Raw genomic sequence first — 15,959 nt, 5'->3', positions numbered from 1 at the left:
TACAGTAGAATTTTCTATGCATTTATAAAAAAGAAGTCCTCCTTTAAAACTTTAATTTTCAAAATCACCCATCTTTCTTATCCTCTCCATAAATGTATGTGTACCCTGAGAGTAGCGGGTTTTCTTCTTTATTATGTATCTCTGGATTTAAATATCGGATTATATAACTCGGAAAAACACGTTGCTCCATCCAATTCATATTAATTCATTATCTTAAATGAATAACTTCTCCTGATATAAATTCCAAATTTAAGTACCTTTATTATATATAGGTGTAATATCACACCTTTCTAAAAATCAAACTTCACGTGCGGCATAACTTTCACCTATTCCTTTACGATAAAACATCATATTAAGGACTTATTCATACCATTATGTGTTACATTGTTAATTTTTTTAATCTATTTATATAAATTTTCCTTTCGATTGAATTAAAACCCTCAGCTCTTCAACAGTAACCAGTGGCTTACGATGAATCATACTATGACAATTAGGGCAAAGCATTGCTAAATCTTCAATTTTAGTCGTTTCATCGTTTTTCATTTCAGATATCGGTTTTCTATGATGTGCCTCTATGAAATTCCTTCCTCTATCACCATAAACTTGTTCAAAGTCCATTCCGCACGCCTCACAATAAAGCCTCCCATGTACTTGGATAAAGCGTTCCTTAGCTTGTTTAACTAATTTATTATTACGTTCTCTATATCTGTGTAATCTAAACTTTTCTTTCCCTTCAGGAAAATCATCTTCTTCATCCACATGTGTATCAAGAGTTATTGTTATAGCTTCTTCACTCAATCGTATTAGAACATCCTTAATAGGATTAAAATTTTCCATTTCTTTTTGTAACAGAGACAGAGCATCAGAAATATTTATTCCTTCAAAGATTCCTTTATGGTCATTCTTTATCCCAATATGATGTAGAATACCCATAGCTTCATAACCTTTGCTCTCCTTCGAATCTAAACCAAGGATATTTTCATCAATCCAGCATTGACTTTTAGCATTGAATAAGTACTCATATACAACAGAATCTCTTATTTCCTCTCCATAAGAACTATACTCTCGGTTTCTTTTAACTGGTTCTAACTTTGAAGTTGAAGTAACTTGAACAGAACCTATTCCTTCATATTCTTCCAAACTTGTAGAAAAAGAAACCTTATAGTATTTCTCATCTATCTTTTTAAAAATCATATACGGTACGTTATCATCAACTTTATTACTCTTTCTAAATTCTTCATATATAATAGGATACTTCATTTGAACATACTCGGTTAGTTTACTAGGCCATAATAATTTTGTCCTAGCTTTTTCTCCCAACCCCTTTCTAATCCTAGCAAGATAGTCTTGTTTCATAAACTCTAGAGTTATTTGAAAATTGCTATTTTCCTTCATTACATCTATCTCAAAAAAAGACCTTATATCAATAGGAATACCTGTTTCATTATTAATAAAAGAGGATTTATCCATTTTTTTCATAGCAATATTATTTGATTTTAAAGCCCATGAATGTTTACTTATTTCTTTTTCTTTTAAAGCTGAATTAACCATACTATTTAGATTCATCATCATTCTCCTGTTCTTGATTATATTTAGAATCAAATAAGTCTTTAAAGTTTAAATAGAAGAGCGAGACTTATCTCAATTCATATACTACCATAATATTATTAATAAGCTACTAACCCAATGATACCAAGGGTTTGAGACATTTTTATAATGTTTTGCTGATACTTCCGAATCTCTATCTAATAAGTATGATATAACGATACACAAGCAAATAACAGGTACATTTTATTTTATTAAAATCAGGTTACAAAAAACGTTACATTTAAATTGCATATCAAGTGCTAATGAAATATTGATTTTATTAAAAACACTCTTAGCTTAGCTCCTTCAGCAAACAATTCTAGAGACTCCATTCTTCTCCTTATAATGAGCAGAGAGTTGAATGTGTACTATCCCGTAAGTCATGTCCGGCTTCGTAGAAACAAAAGTAAAGATAAAAATAGACCTCCCTAAAGAAGTCCATTTTTAATTATATATTGTTATTGACGGTTCAAGTATTTGTTCTTCACTTACTTTTCCTTGATAGCCCTTAGAATTGAACCAGTTGCAATTAACATCGTACCTGCTACAAAAAATGAAGCACTAAGTACAAAGAAACCTGTAAGTACATTTGTATTGATAATATAATTATACGCATCTCCGCCTACGTAGGCATATTTATTTGAATCGGTATATGTTTCAGAATTTTGATATCCTCCGAGTCTATCGAATCCTAAGAAAAGTAATACTGCTGAATGAATGTAAAAGATAATTCCCCAAATTGTCCATTTTTTTGTTTTCACGATAATTCTCCTTTTTGTACCTGTTATTTATTAATTAATTAATTAATTCATTTATACAGTTTAATTGTTTTCCATTAGAATGTAAATCATATTAATCTCGACTTTCTTAGCCTCAACATCTATTCCTAGCTTATCAACTTCTGATGTTAATTGATTCTTATTATAAACAAGGTTTAAAACCTCTTAGAACCCTGTCCTTCTATTGTCAAGTTTCTTTCGCTCAGCATCCATGCCTTCTTTAACCTTTCTCTTTATGTTTGTTAATTCATTCTCTTTATCATCAATTTTCTTTTTCAGCTTCCACACTCTCATATTTCTTTCTCGGACACTCAACATTTCCATACCATGTGTCTGAACCAACCTATACCTATCCTCTCCACTAGTCCTCCTCCGATTGTGAAAATCCCCCCTCTACATCAAACAAGGAATGAGTCTCCTCATTCTCCTTACCGTCTTTATCTTCCACAACAATCTCAGCCAACATCATTTGATTACTTATATCTTGTAGTAATTCATAAACATCACTAGATTCCAAGATATTATCATCGCCTGCATATCTACCACCATATCGAACAGTATTATTAAAAATATCTTCGAACAAACCTCGCTTTTCAGCTTGTTTAAATAAAAAATTTGAAAATCTGTCCCTTAAACCCAATTTCTCACCGCCTTTCAATTAACGAACGTTTCCGGATCCGTTAAAGTAGCTTTGTTCATATTTTAAATTTAACCTTTATTATGCATGGTTAGACAATTATGCATGGACAATTTCCCAAAAAGTATACAGCTAAATATAATATTGTGGAAAACAAGATTAAGATAAGGAGTGATTGTCTTTGTACCGTCAGTATTGTTATAAAGTCCCTTATACCTATGCCCAATGTATGGCGGATTGCACACCTGGAGCTCCAGGTTTCGAATATGAATGTCGGCCTATATGTTGGCAGTATAAAACAAGACCTTGGTATCTACAATGTACAAGACCTACGGCATATACAACTTATGGCATGAACCAAGCTGTACCTTATAATCCACAGCCATCTTATTCTCCCTATTCCTATCCTGAAACGATGTACGTAGATTCGCATAGTACTCATTCCCCTTCAAATGATCCTTGTATGAAAGAATGCGCAAAAGGTGGAAGTAGTCCTTTAGATTGTTGCTATTACTGCGGATGGTGCTAACAGATATTCCCAGATCCAAAAAGAGCTTTGGGCATCAGGTAGGCATTGTATCATATTAAAAAAACCCATCTTATCTAAGTTGGGTTTCTTATTTCATCCAATGTAACTAATACATATATTGTTGTATTGAGTTTTAAGAGGAAACCGTCTGTTTTAGTTGGCATTCACCCAATTATGCATAGACAATTATTCAAAAATATACAGATGAATAAAATATCGAGAAAAATATGATTAAGATAAGGAGTGATAGACCTTGTATTATCATCCATCTTCACCTTCAAGTCCACAGCAATATTATTATCCCTCTCATCGCTCAATGACTACACCTTATAAGCCACAATCAAATTTATATCATAATAAAGCGACAATGAAGTTATTTATGTTTACGAGTTAAAGAAAGTATAATCCCGTTCTATAATTAGGACGAGGTTATGCTTAAAATCATTTAATTTTTGATGTAAGATATTCACTATCCAAAAATATAATAATAAATTCGTTTAAAAATGAATTCTTTGGCTCTTTTATATATTTCTTATTGAGCGTTTATACATTTTCATTGTAACTAACCAGCTAGTAATTGTGATTCCTGCAAAAAGTAATAGCAAATTACTATACAAATGAGTGGACAGATCAGCATTTATAGGTAATAATTTTCGATTTAGCAAATGTATCGATAATAATCCACCTACAATTGCAATACCCATCCCTTCCGATAGAAAGCTTGTGAAATTAAGCAAACTCATTCCAGCACCAGCTTCCTTTTGTTCCAAACTACTTGAAACAATGGTAGAGATAACTGTTTTCGTAAAAGAAAGCCCGGCAAAAACAAACATTACTATAATTGTTATGACCCAAGGCGTTGTTTCTATAAAAAAGGCTGCTACTAAAAAGCTTATAGAAAGAAATGCAACTCCAGTTGTTAATACAAATAGAGAACCTTTCTTATCAACAAGCACTCCCCCAATATAACCGAAAACAATAACACTCATTGCTCCAGGAAAAATAATCCCACTTCCAATTGCGGCAGTACTTAATTGGTAGACATCTCTCATCATGTAAGGAACCATAGAAATAAATCCTGCTACGGTTCCCAATATAAGTCCTCCACAAATGATTCCAATCATAAATGATATATTTTTTCCTAGCGAAGGATTAACAAAAGGATTAGACAATTTCCTAATATGTTTAACAAATATCAAGAAACATATAATGCTAACAACTAGAAAGGAAATTCTATAAGATGTCGTAAACATTATAAAAAATACAATACCGACGGACATATATATTATTCCTTTAACATCAATACTTCCTTTTATTACATCTTCCTGTTTCAATAATTTTGCAAGGAAGGGAACAGTGATAATCGTTACAACAGGCAAAAGCAGTATATAAGACCAATGAGCATATTCGGCAATTACTCCACCAACAGATGGTCCGACACCTTCTCCCATAGCTACAATGGACCCAATAAGCCCAAATGCTTTACCGCTATTTTCTTTTGGAATATAACGCGCAACAACAACCATTACAAGTGCTGGAAATGCAGCTGCGCCAGCTCCCTGAATAAACCGAGCCATAATAAGTGCAGGAAAGAACGAATGTCCAACAAACCCGATAACTGATCCGAAGCAATTCACTATAATTCCAAATAAGAGTAGCTTTTTGATGCCTAACTGATCTGATAGTTTTCCATATACAGCTGTTCCTATAGAAAAAGTTAATATGAATGCTGTGTTTATCCAGTTTATACTTGCTGGTTCCTTATTAAAATCACTAGCGATATCAGGTAATGAAACATTCAAAACCATTTCGTTTAAAACGCTGAAAAAAGAAAGAACACAGAGCCATAATAAAATTTGATTATGGCGTAATATTGAATGTGAATGAGATGAATTCACACTTTACCCTCCAATAATAAGGGTAGACGTAGTTTATAGGGTCATTGATACGCTTTCCCTCTTTAAATGTACCCAATTATATTTATTGCACTTCATAAATAATTCCTCCCAAAAAATGATTTATATATTATATCACACATATATAATTTAAAATAAAACATATTCTACAATACGTTGTGCATAGATAATAAATTAATCCGACAATCCGGAAATAACATATTTGAGAATAAAGAAATAAAATTCTTTAAAGAGAAGCAGGTTGAGGTTCTTGAGAGTTAAGCTTATTTTGAAGCTGTGGCAAAGATGATTGAACAAAACAATTTAATTCTTTTAGAACAGATGAAAGCTCTACAGCTAATTCAGAAATAACAAACTTATGCTTGATTAATTCTACATACGCTTCCTTTATGGTTTACGATTTCGGTTTATTTGTAAATGTTTATGTAAAATTAGCTAATGGTAATGTAATACGTCTCTCTTTCGAATTATGCATTTTTCACTGTAAATACCCATCGATATTTGCCTTAACATTATCTTTTTCCGGGATATAAATGTTGAATACATAGCAGGTATAGGTCATGTTCTGCCTTCATACATTAAGATAGAAAGGATGTGATGAAATGCACCATGTTCCAAATCGGCAGAATACATTTTTCTTTTGGGCGAATTCAATTTTTAAAAATACTGCCCCTTTTATAGGCGAGTTAAAGTCAGATGGTTTCCACTTTACGGGGATGAAAACTTATGACGGTAGTTCATTACTTAAACTACAATTCGGTGTATCTTCCTTATTTGAACTCCAGGCAGAACGAATTCCACGGCCAGATCAAGGTCCATGGCGTTCTGCGCCTAACATCGAATTATTTGGAAATATTATTGGATCTACGACCGCTGAAGATTGGTTTAGTGGTGATCAATGGAGTAAATGCTGGATGATTACACGGCAAACAATTTTTCAACGTATCTTTGCTCCACCTGGAGTTGATAATAAGAAAATACTTAGTGAAAACACCGCGGTTCAGACACTCATTTTTCTAGAGGGCTCTAATAAATTTCAGGAGCACCGATTCACTGGATCACAACCTATGCCACCAGTGATAATCAATCAAATATTTCCTGGTATTAGTATTTTTGCAGAATTGGAAGTACTCTTTCTCGTTCAGCTAGAAGGTGGAAGTACTTTTTGGATAGATCCACGAAGTGATGTTATCGTACATACACTCCAATGGCCACTTGAACCAATATAAAATCATTTTTTATAAAATTTGATTTCATAAAAATATGAATCGTACTATATTTTTAGAGTCTTATCCTAACAAGGATACAGCTCTTTTTTTACTAATACTAAAAAATACATATTCTACATTGATATGAAAACCCTGATATTGTACTTTATATTCTTTTTTCCTTTAGATTTACCATGCATCTGGCGAGCAGAAATTATGAAACCACACCCTTAAATAAAAAATACGGTCTTATTTTTCCAGCTATAATTTCATTTCATATCCTTTTGCTAATTTATAAAACTTTGTCGGATCTACTATAGTATTTTTCATCGTCTTAACAGCCGTTATTTCTCACATTTTTCATCGTATATATGCTTCAATAATTTCACCTGCGACCACTCTTTCAATCTTCCTAATCCTCTCCTAAGCATTCCTCAGATACCTTTACATAGTTCTCTATTTTTATTACTCCATTTCATATATTAATATCAGCCAAGCAAGCACATGCTTACTTATTTAAAGACTTAGCAATAATAAATAACCCACCAATAACTCATTGATTATTTTTACATTTCTTACAGTATTTGAATATAACCTTTGCGTTTTGTACGGTCGACTATTCACCACTTTCTGTGCTTCTTCTAATTCTAACTAAAAGCATTTATAAATTTATCTCTATTATCTATTAAGTTAAATAACTCTTTTATTAGTATAAAGGTGGGTTATATAACTATATACAATTCCATTAAATCATTAAAAGAATCTCCTTCCCCCTATCGAATTATTACAGAGGAAAGCAGAGGAATAAATGGAAATTATAGGATTATACCCTCGCGCATTAGCGACTTTAGGTGTACTTGAATACACCAATCGTCGTAATAAATTAATCGAAAACTCGGAGAATAACATATACGAATGTAAAAAAATAAAAGAAATACTTCAATCACTTTCTAAAGAGAAGCAGATTGAGGTTCTTGAGAATCAAGCTTATTTTGAAGCTGTGGCAAAGATGATTGAACAAAATAATTTAATTCTTTTAGAACAGATGAAAGCTCTACAGCTAATTCAGAAATAACAAACTTATGATTGATTAATTCTACATATGCTTCCATAAATAATGTATCTTTATTTATACCATTAGCCTCTGTTTTTACAGGTGCTTTTGTTATGCGTTGATTCATATTTTGAATTTGAATGGTTTCTTTCACATGTACAAATAGATCTTCTAATAAACCTGGTGTAGATTCTAATTCTTGTTTTTCAATTTCCTCTGTGACAGCACTTATAAATTCCCATAGTACTTTTGCACCTAGTAGTTCTGCTAATCGTTTTTCACGCATTTCAAATGTTTTCATATTCATATTTAAACACTTCCCTTATCTAATATTTTCTTAAAAATAATTAATAAATTATTTCGTTTTAGGAAAACAATATATAAATAAAATTCTCACCCTCTAATTTACACGTATCGTGACATTAATCTTCAAAAAAAAGAGTCCAATCAAAATTTAGTACCTTAGCTATATTCTTTGCGACAGGAACACTTGGATTTCTTTCACCACTTTCAATCATTGCATACATACTTCTAGATATTCTTGCCTTATATGCAATATAATCCTGTGTTTTCTCTCTATATTTGCGTTTTTCCAATAACCATAACCTCATTGTTCCCCTCCATTTATTGTCACAAAATGTGTATCTAATAATCACATTACATGAAAATAATTATAAATTCAACATTTTTTACACATTTCGTGTACTTTATTAAATGTTACATATTGTGACGTTATAATTGATATAGAAAACACCTAAAAGGAGGTAGCATATGTTTGGCACAAGACTACACACTCTTCGAAAAGAACGCAAACTGCGTCAAGAAGACATGGCAAAACAACTAGGGATCGCCCGAACTACATATGCAATGTATGAACAAGGAAATCGTGAACCCGATTATAATACATTGATAAAATTAGCCACTTTCTTTGATGTATCAATTGATTACCTCCTCGGTACAACTAAAATAAGACAAGTTACAGACATACAAGATCCTGACCTTTATCAATGGTTTAAAGATATAAGCAATGCGACTCCTCAAAAACGTGAGGAATTAAAAAAGTTTTGGGAGTTTATAATACAAAGAGAAGACTAATTTATCTAAAAGACCTCCTCCTTAACAGGTTTTACAGAAGGATTATCAATTATAACTTAAAAAAACGTTGATATATGTATACTGTTAAACATAAAGAAATAGTATTAGGTTCCACTCAAATATTGATTGAAACCCAACACTCCTTTAAATCTAAAATTCTGAATACAAGGAGTGTTTTTATTGTCTTTAGGATAATTTAGTGAAAAAGGAAACGTACGAAAACGACAGCCATATGAACGAAAAGCTAAAAGAATTACAAAGGAAAATGCAGGTGAACGATTATTCGAAAATTTTCTTAAATTTAAAGTTAAACAGAATTTGCGACCAAAATCTTTAAATCAATTCATATTTATGTTCAACAATATTAAAGTTTTTCATAACGAAAAAAGTACAAAAGCATTTTATCAGTCAGATATAACAACAAACTTTATTTCTGATTAGATTGTTTGGTTGAAGAACAAATATGTACGTTATGGTGGACATCTTAAACAAAAAAGAGAGGCACCTACCTCTCTTTGAAAATTTACGTTATGCCTGTAATTGTTGTGTAATTACCTCAACTCATTAAGATTAACTATGTTAGTAAAGGATAAATTAGCTTAGGTGATATGCTCCTTTGAGTTAGACCTAACTGCTTTTCCACAGTGTAAAGATCTTATTTCGCATTTATCACTATCTTAATCCTGGAATTAAATTATAAACTTCTATTGTTTTTAATATTTCTTCTATTTCTTCTAAGAGCATTACTATTCTCTCATCAGAATCTTCAGGTAGTGAATTAAACACATACTGAGCCTGCTCACCTTTCTCCTTATTTATTGATGTAAGATGAGTAATTAATTCTTGAAACTTTCTCTCTATTCTAGGCAAAGCAATATTTTTAGCCCATTTAACAGCATTAGTAAAGTTAACAAAATCTACAGTAATATCAAATGGTAGACCATATGTCTCAGTGATCATTAACTGATAAATACCTCTCTCATTTTCAGTTAAGTATTCAAGTACTTTGTCAATGTCACTTTGTTTTTGACTATTGACTTTCTTTATCTTTGAATCTTCAATCTTTGAATCTTCAATCTTTCTAATGTTTTCAATTTCCATTGTAACTTCTTTATATTGTTCCTCTGTAACATCTGCTTCTAAATATTCCATTGCATTCCTTACAAAATTTTCCGTTCTATACATATAAAATTTCTGTTGTGTTTTATTAATAAATTCCTGAATTAGTTGAGGATGAGGTCTTTTGATTTTTGAACCATCTTTCTCCCACCAATCCTCTTTTCTGTCTTCTGTAATTAAAATTATTGGTGTTGGATTATTCTTATCTTTAGCTCTATCAATTATTTGATACCATACTATTAAGTCTCCATATAATTGCTGATACCTAAAATCACCATAAGTTCTAAAATCTTGTTTATTATTGTCAGTTTTATCTTTAAATCCTGGGGGCACATCATGCTGATATCTGTTTTTACCTTCTTTTTCTATCTCATCTATCCTCTTTTGTGAATATGGCTCTCCAATTATTTCATCTAACAAATTTAATAAATCCTCTTGAATTGCATTAGCATCAGGCAAGTTATCAATTTCTTTCTTTAGCTGTTCTTGGAGTTTTTGATCTGACTGTTCTATACTTTCAATAAAAAATTGAAATCTTTCAGTCATTATGTATGGATGTTTACTTTTAACTGTAGTTAATGTTTTTCTAGCATCCCCTTTTAGTTTAGCTAACTCCTTACCCAATAATTCATAACCCTCATTTGGTTTGAACATATTGTCTTCATAATTAAAAAAATATTCAAGAGCTACCTGATGAGGTATCCATAACCTGTTGGTTTCTTTTAATTTCTTTAAAATATCTAACAAACTTTGTGTAGATTCCTTTGATGTATATTTGTAAAAATTTATCAGGATATTAGTATCAATTACAAAAACTGCTTCTTCCCATAATTCTTTAAATTCCTCATCTGTATAACCTATAATTCCTTTAAATTGTTCTAACAAATAGACTCCTCACTTTCATTTCCCTAAGGAATTAAAATTATGTTGGTATTACATTTCTTTATTTTACCATAAAAAAGAGGCAATCTCTCAGCCTCATACTTTTACTAACATATTTTTAATACTATTAGCTCCACCAAATAATATATTTGCACTATCTATCTGAAAAGCATGTTTCTTTGGAATTTCTAAGGCTTTGTTAATCCTTGAAATAAACTCTAATTTTGAAGTATCATCATTTGCATAATCTACAATTACCAATTTGAACGGCTTTGGTTTTTCCTTTCTTCTAGCAATTTTACATCTGTCTGCAATTGTCTTATTTATATGATCATCTCTAAAGCTATATCCAATAATGTACAATTCATCACAGAGATCATCCTCAATTACCATACTTTTTTTGAATTCATTGTAATAAAATTGAAATGGATTCTGTTGAACTTTAAGACTCTTTCCTCCACCTGTTACTATTGAAGGAGTAACACCTTTCTCAAAAATATTTTCATATAAATTGCTATCCCTTAATGCCTCTGTAGTAATCTTAAAAAGCCTTCCACTCTTTATATCTTTAAAAGAAGACAAAGACCCATGTAAATGATGCAATCTTATATTATTTTGATAATTTATCGGATGTATTTGTTTACTTCTATCAGGGTCAAAGTAATATTGCCATTCATTGTTTATTGCACTCCATCTCTTCCCTCTAAAATGAAAGTCTGCAAATTTATCTGTTGAATAATAGGTCAATAAAATAGTTTCTAATAGCAAATCAAAATTTAAAGTAAATAAATCTATTTTCTCAGATGAATCAATAGTATCCACTAACCAATCAACAAAAGGTTGCAACTTATCTGAGATATCTTTTTGCTTTACATTGTTAATTATTAAATCCAAGATAGATGATGTGTATTGATGAATTATTGTTTGTATAGCCTTAATATGATCATTAAACTCCGTATTCTTCAATTTGTAAGCATCCAAAAAGTTTTTACCTTTTTCTCCAATTAGAAAACCATTATAATGTGCCAAAGAGTCATAGACCTGTTCAATAGAGGCTATTGCCTCCTCAAAATCTAACTGTGAATAATTATCTTTCATATGATGTTTAATAAACTCCCTATGACTCCCATCCAATCTATCAAAAAATCTTTCTGTAATAGATTTCAAGCTGAAATCAGAGTTTAGTGCTACAGATAAACCATTTCCTGTTAATACTACTCTTTTCATAGAATTCCTCCTGGTTAAAATAAAAAACTATTTTATATTTTCTTGATAATTTAATAATTAGTATAATAAATATTTGTTTGTACTATAACATTTCCATTTTACCAAAAAATTCTAACAAATATAAGTATAAAAAAGATACTCCCTAGCCTCTATTTACTAAACAATATACCTTTTAATATCTCTATTGAAATACTAATAATTACTTTATTATATTGGAAAATCTAACAACAATGGTAAATACATTGTTACACCAAACTAAGGATAAGCGGTGACATACGACCGCTCCTTAATGGTCATGATCCCGTAGCTCAGCAGGAAAAGCGCCACCTTGACAGGGTGGAGGTCGTGAGTTCGATCCTCTCCGGGGTCATATTTGTAGAAACCGTGTCAAATTAACGTTTGATGCGGTTTTTATTTGTCTACAATAGCTCCCTAAACAACCAGTGGTCACAGAATTGGTCACATTCCCTACAAAATCTCTTCTATTTTGTTAACCGCATCTTCTTGCATTGTTGGCAATACATGCGAATAAGTGTCTAATGTGATTTTAATATTACTATGCCCTAGTCGCTCAGAAATCACTTTCACATTCACACCTTTAGCCAATAACAGAGTTGCATGTGTATGACGTAAATCATGAAAACGAATCTTTGGCACAACTGCTTTCTTAATCAAAGCGTTTAGACTTCTCCTAACATTAGCAGGATTGATTGGCGTTCCAGAAGGCGTACACATCACCAAGTCATTTTCTTGGTATTCCTCACCTTGACTCAGCTTCTCTTTCAATACGACTGCTCTATGTTTCTTTAGCTTTGCTATTGTGGATACAGGTAATAGTATCTTTCTTAAACTTGATTTCGTCTTTCCTCCAAGCAAGAACATCTTCCCATCATGGCTTAACGTTTGGCTAATAGTTAAATGTCCCTTTTCTAAATCAACATCTTTCCACCGTATCCCTAGAAATTCACCCTGTCTCATTCCAGTTACAAGAGCCATATGAAAGACAATAGAATACCTGCAATCCTGCGCAGCTTTTAAGAACAACTGTACTTCCTGTTCATTCCAAACAGTTAGCTCTTCCTTATCGCCTCTAGGCAACTTGGTTTTCGCTGCAACATTTTTACTTATTAACTCTAAATCAATCGCATGTTCAAGAGAGTTCCGAATGATTTTGATTATCTTCTCGATTGTCCCTCGCTTTAAACCCTCATCTCGCAGTGAATTGACATAGTTTTGAATATGCAATGATGTTAAACTTAGCTAGTTTGATGTTGCCTAGGGAAGGGATGATACGACTGTTTAAATAACCTTTCAATACCTTTGCTGTTTGGATACCGAAACTATGTTTCTTTGTATTAAACCAACTCTCAAGATACTCACCATAAAGCAACTTACTAGGTTCTGCATATGTTCCAGTATGAACTTCTGAGAGCAGCTTTGTTAAAGCATTTTCTGCTTCTTTTTAGTAATGAATCCCCTTTTCTTCTTTTGCTTTCGTTTACCTGTTAAAGGGTCAATACCAATATCAACAATATAAAAATACTTTCCTGTATTCTTATCTTTTTTGACGCTTCCTTTCATCGTTAAGAGCCTCCTAGAAGTCCTTAACTGTACTGTATATGGTAATTTTATTATAACCGATGTTTTTCATTTATTGACTATTGCTTAAAGTTTTACTAATAGAAAATAAAACTCTTTCCATTTTCAAAGAATTTTATATGAGGGAATATTAAAAATTGCCACTGTTTCTCTAATAATTCACCTATGTTCGACCCTATAATGAAGTACATCAAGTTTCCCCATCGTGCAGAGTAGAGCTTATAACGTTTTTCAAAATTTTTTCACCTGAAGTTTTAAATCGTTTAATCTTATTATAGAGAAAATAATATTAAACACCTATAGATATAGCAATCATTTTCCCATCTTTGATATCCTATAAATATTCACCTCACCACTCGTATGTTTTCTTTGGAAGAAAATGTAGTCATAAAAACTGCCCCATCAGTTGTTAGACTGTATCTAACGATTGAAGGAGCAGTTCGGAATAGGAAAAATTTTAAAATTCATTGTAACAATACATTGAGATTGACCACGGTTTATTACACTAATTAATAATTTATAAGCATCTATAGCATATAACCGCAACAACGAGCGAACTTCAATAAGTTTTGTGGTAAAAATTCTTATTTCCATTCAATATCTTTATATAAAATCTACTCTGTATGATTTATCAGTAACCTATTTCATTAGTATCATATGCTTTAAACATAATTGAATCCTCAAAAATTATTCCTAATATATTATTATATCTATGGTATCTATTATAGATTTTCCATCTGATTATATCACCCCCTATATTTAAAACTTCTTCTTCATTATAGATAATAACTAAAGCGTTTTCACATTCCACAACAGTACCAAATTTAGCACTAGCACCTGAAATAATATCCCCCTTCCAAGTCATGAATTTTACAAACCTGGATGTGAAGCTTAGATTTTGTCTGTTGTCTCTAGTAAAAGTTACTATTTCCAAATTATTATTACCAAACACCCTATATAATTTACCATTACTTGCCCAACTTATTTCATGTCTTTGTTTTTTGTATGATTTAAATATATTAGGTTCTTCAATAATTTTATCTATATAATTATTTTCTTCTATTCTACTTTTTGATTGTGTTATAAAAGCATCTTTTATAGCAGATGTACTATATATATAGTTATTTACCCAATTAACCGAATTTGAATGCTTATTCGATAACAAATAAATATTTTTGTCTATTTTTCTTACATCTAAGCTATTCTTTAGTACTTCTTCAGTTGTATTATATTCATATACTCCTTCATCTCCAGCAGATAAAGCTAATCTACCATATGTACCAACTCTAATATCATAAAGTGGGCTATCCCATATTTTTTGTTTATCAATATAATTCAACATATCTATAACATATAATCCCTCATCAGTGTTTACAAATACATTATTTTTATAAGAATCAATAGAAATTACTAAATCATAAAAAGGTAGTTCAAGTTCCTTTTTTATGTAATTTCTTAATTCATATTTTGAAATGTATATTAATACATCTTCATATAAAGGCGAATAATAATCATTTGGCCCCGAATTTGATTTACCTTGAAATAATTCCAATATTTTAAAATCATTTCTTTTTATCGATAAATCTATAATTAATTTTTGCCAATCGTAAATTTCAATTTTACCATCAAATGTCCAGAGAACTAATTCATTGTACTTAATTAAATAATCCCAAAACTCTCCTTCTATTTTTATAGTTATATTTTTCATTTAAATTGTGCAGCCTTTCCCTTTTAAAATCTTGGACATATCAGCTCTTTTTATAATCCCTTGATTAACCCAATCTTTTAAAATTGTAGATTGTGGTCTATCATACACAGACTTTCTATAATCAACTGGATATCCATGCCATTCTAGATTATTAGAACTATCTACAAATTTTGCAATCTGAACACTCTCTTTTTGAGTACTGACTCCTAAAATTTCATTCGAATAATTTACCCTATGTATAGACCAGCCCTTATTATCATCTACTATCCAACTATTATTAGACATTAATTTAAAACTTTCTAGTTCTTCGTTTTGAGTAATAGTCCAAAGAGATTTATCATTATTTTGTCTATTTCTATGGTGATTAGCTAAAATATATTTATATCTTCCCACACTTATAACCTCATGTGCTTGTGACATTATTTTACACTCCTTTACTTTCTAGTCATTTTATAATAATACTATTTACTTGAAATAATCTTCATTTTAACTTAAATGTATTAGTACTTTTCATCCATTGTCTTGTAAATATCTCTACTAAACAACTATGCTACTCCAAAAAAGACAAAGTTCGAAAATATCCCCTCTCCTTATATAAAAGAAACAGATAGTTCTCTTT

The 15,959-nt window shown here is 31.0% G+C and carries 13 protein-coding genes, 1 tRNA gene and 2 pseudogenes; 3 read left to right on the top strand and 13 right to left on the bottom strand.

What is annotated here, in order from left to right:
• Positions 1 to 405: 405 nt before the first annotated feature.
• The 6 genes and pseudogenes from NZ044_RS28105 to NZ044_RS30920 all read right to left on the bottom strand — a co-directional run bounded on the left by NZ044_RS28105 (position 406) and on the right by NZ044_RS30920 (position 5,526).
• Positions 406 to 1,566 carry an HNH endonuclease gene (locus NZ044_RS28105; RefSeq protein WP_340950120.1) on the bottom strand — a complete coding sequence of 387 codons (1,161 nt, stop codon included), beginning with the start codon at positions 1,564 to 1,566 and terminating at the stop codon, positions 406 to 408.
• A gap of 509 nt (positions 1,567 to 2,075) precedes the next feature.
• Entirely contained in the window at positions 2,076 to 2,348 is a 273-nt protein-coding gene (locus NZ044_RS28100; RefSeq protein ID WP_000850455.1) for a hypothetical protein, read from the bottom strand.
• 183 nt (positions 2,349 to 2,531) lie between these two features.
• The gene (locus NZ044_RS28095) at positions 2,532 to 2,684 is read right to left on the bottom strand and encodes a hypothetical protein (RefSeq protein WP_340950119.1); all 153 of its coding nucleotides are present in this window, start codon (positions 2,682 to 2,684) and stop codon (positions 2,532 to 2,534) included.
• Positions 2,685 to 2,769: 85 nt separating this feature from the next.
• A pseudogene (locus NZ044_RS28090) lies at positions 2,770 to 3,006 on the bottom strand (phage portal protein); the annotation flags it as partial.
• A 1,047-nt stretch (positions 3,007 to 4,053) separates the two neighbouring features.
• Positions 4,054 to 5,430: a Tet(L)/Tet(K)/Tet(45) family tetracycline efflux MFS transporter gene (gene tet / locus NZ044_RS28085; protein ID WP_340950118.1), complete on the bottom strand. Its 1,377-nt coding sequence runs from the start codon at positions 5,428 to 5,430 to the stop codon at positions 4,054 to 4,056.
• A gap of 33 nt (positions 5,431 to 5,463) precedes the next feature.
• A complete protein-coding gene (locus NZ044_RS30920; RefSeq protein WP_106081929.1) occupies positions 5,464 to 5,526 on the bottom strand; it encodes a tetracycline resistance efflux system leader peptide in 63 nt (20 codons plus the stop codon).
• A 524-nt stretch (positions 5,527 to 6,050) separates the two neighbouring features.
• Here NZ044_RS30920 and NZ044_RS28080 point away from each other — a divergent pair.
• Complete coding sequence (locus NZ044_RS28080; protein WP_074789997.1) at positions 6,051 to 6,677, top strand: hypothetical protein; 627 nt, start codon at positions 6,051 to 6,053, stop codon at positions 6,675 to 6,677.
• 929 nt (positions 6,678 to 7,606) lie between these two features.
• Here the strand turns inward: NZ044_RS28080 and NZ044_RS28075 are convergent.
• Positions 7,607 to 8,017 (bottom strand): hypothetical protein, encoded by a 411-nt coding sequence (locus tag NZ044_RS28075; RefSeq protein WP_074789998.1) that lies wholly within the window; start codon positions 8,015 to 8,017, stop codon positions 7,607 to 7,609.
• A gap of 115 nt (positions 8,018 to 8,132) precedes the next feature.
• A complete protein-coding gene (locus NZ044_RS28070) occupies positions 8,133 to 8,321 on the bottom strand; it encodes a helix-turn-helix transcriptional regulator (protein ID WP_074643555.1) in 189 nt (62 codons plus the stop codon).
• Between the two features lie 160 nt (positions 8,322 to 8,481).
• On the opposite strand from NZ044_RS28070, the gene NZ044_RS28065 reads away from it, so the two are divergent.
• Complete coding sequence (locus NZ044_RS28065; protein ID WP_340950117.1) at positions 8,482 to 8,805, top strand: helix-turn-helix domain-containing protein; 324 nt, start codon at positions 8,482 to 8,484, stop codon at positions 8,803 to 8,805.
• 672 nt (positions 8,806 to 9,477) lie between these two features.
• Here the strand turns inward: NZ044_RS28065 and NZ044_RS28060 are convergent.
• Both NZ044_RS28060 and NZ044_RS28055 read right to left on the bottom strand, forming a co-directional pair.
• The gene (locus NZ044_RS28060) at positions 9,478 to 10,809 is read right to left on the bottom strand and encodes a PIN-like domain-containing protein (protein ID WP_340950116.1); all 1,332 of its coding nucleotides are present in this window, start codon (positions 10,807 to 10,809) and stop codon (positions 9,478 to 9,480) included.
• A gap of 93 nt (positions 10,810 to 10,902) precedes the next feature.
• Positions 10,903 to 12,033: an SIR2 family protein gene (locus tag NZ044_RS28055; protein ID WP_340950115.1), complete on the bottom strand. Its 1,131-nt coding sequence runs from the start codon at positions 12,031 to 12,033 to the stop codon at positions 10,903 to 10,905.
• A gap of 297 nt (positions 12,034 to 12,330) precedes the next feature.
• Here NZ044_RS28055 and NZ044_RS28050 point away from each other — a divergent pair.
• Positions 12,331 to 12,403 (top strand) — tRNA-Val (locus tag NZ044_RS28050).
• Positions 12,404 to 12,501: 98 nt separating this feature from the next.
• Here the strand turns inward: NZ044_RS28050 and NZ044_RS28045 are convergent.
• From NZ044_RS28045 to NZ044_RS28035, 3 genes and pseudogenes are all read right to left on the bottom strand, one after another.
• Positions 12,502 to 13,614: pseudogene (locus NZ044_RS28045) on the bottom strand (tyrosine-type recombinase/integrase).
• A 649-nt stretch (positions 13,615 to 14,263) separates the two neighbouring features.
• Positions 14,264 to 15,340 carry a hypothetical protein gene (locus tag NZ044_RS28040; RefSeq protein ID WP_340950114.1) on the bottom strand — a complete coding sequence of 359 codons (1,077 nt, stop codon included), beginning with the start codon at positions 15,338 to 15,340 and terminating at the stop codon, positions 14,264 to 14,266.
• Positions 15,341 to 15,760 carry a hypothetical protein gene (locus tag NZ044_RS28035; protein WP_322371735.1) on the bottom strand — a complete coding sequence of 140 codons (420 nt, stop codon included), beginning with the start codon at positions 15,758 to 15,760 and terminating at the stop codon, positions 15,341 to 15,343.
• Positions 15,761 to 15,959 lie beyond the last annotated feature (199 nt).

Source organism: Bacillus sp. FSL K6-1338, assembly GCF_038006965.1.
In the GTDB taxonomy this organism is placed as follows: Bacteria; Bacillota; Bacilli; order Bacillales; family Bacillaceae_G; genus Bacillus_A; species Bacillus_A thuringiensis_S.
Note: the sequence above shows the minus strand (reverse complement) of the source record. Positions and strands in the feature narration are given on the sequence as shown.

Excerpts from the sequence above, each read along its gene's own strand:
- NZ044_RS28040 (WP_340950114.1), bottom strand. The coding sequence starts at position 15,340 with ATGAAAAATATAACTATAAAAATAGAAGGAGAGTTTTGGGATTATTTA.
- NZ044_RS28095 (WP_340950119.1), bottom strand. The coding sequence starts at position 2,684 with ATGTTGAGTGTCCGAGAAAGAAATATGAGAGTGTGGAAGCTGAAAAAG.
- NZ044_RS28075 (WP_074789998.1), bottom strand. The coding sequence starts at position 8,017 with ATGAATATGAAAACATTTGAAATGCGTGAAAAACGATTAGCAGAACTA.
- NZ044_RS28070 (WP_074643555.1), bottom strand. The coding sequence starts at position 8,321 with ATGAGGTTATGGTTATTGGAAAAACGCAAATATAGAGAGAAAACACAG.
- NZ044_RS28105 (WP_340950120.1), bottom strand. The coding sequence starts at position 1,566 with ATGAATCTAAATAGTATGGTTAATTCAGCTTTAAAAGAAAAAGAAATA.
- NZ044_RS28035 (WP_322371735.1), bottom strand. The coding sequence starts at position 15,760 with ATGTCACAAGCACATGAGGTTATAAGTGTGGGAAGATATAAATATATT.
- NZ044_RS28055 (WP_340950115.1), bottom strand. The coding sequence starts at position 12,033 with ATGAAAAGAGTAGTATTAACAGGAAATGGTTTATCTGTAGCACTAAAC.
- NZ044_RS28080 (WP_074789997.1), top strand. The coding sequence starts at position 6,051 with ATGCACCATGTTCCAAATCGGCAGAATACATTTTTCTTTTGGGCGAAT.
- NZ044_RS28065 (WP_340950117.1), top strand. The coding sequence starts at position 8,482 with ATGTTTGGCACAAGACTACACACTCTTCGAAAAGAACGCAAACTGCGT.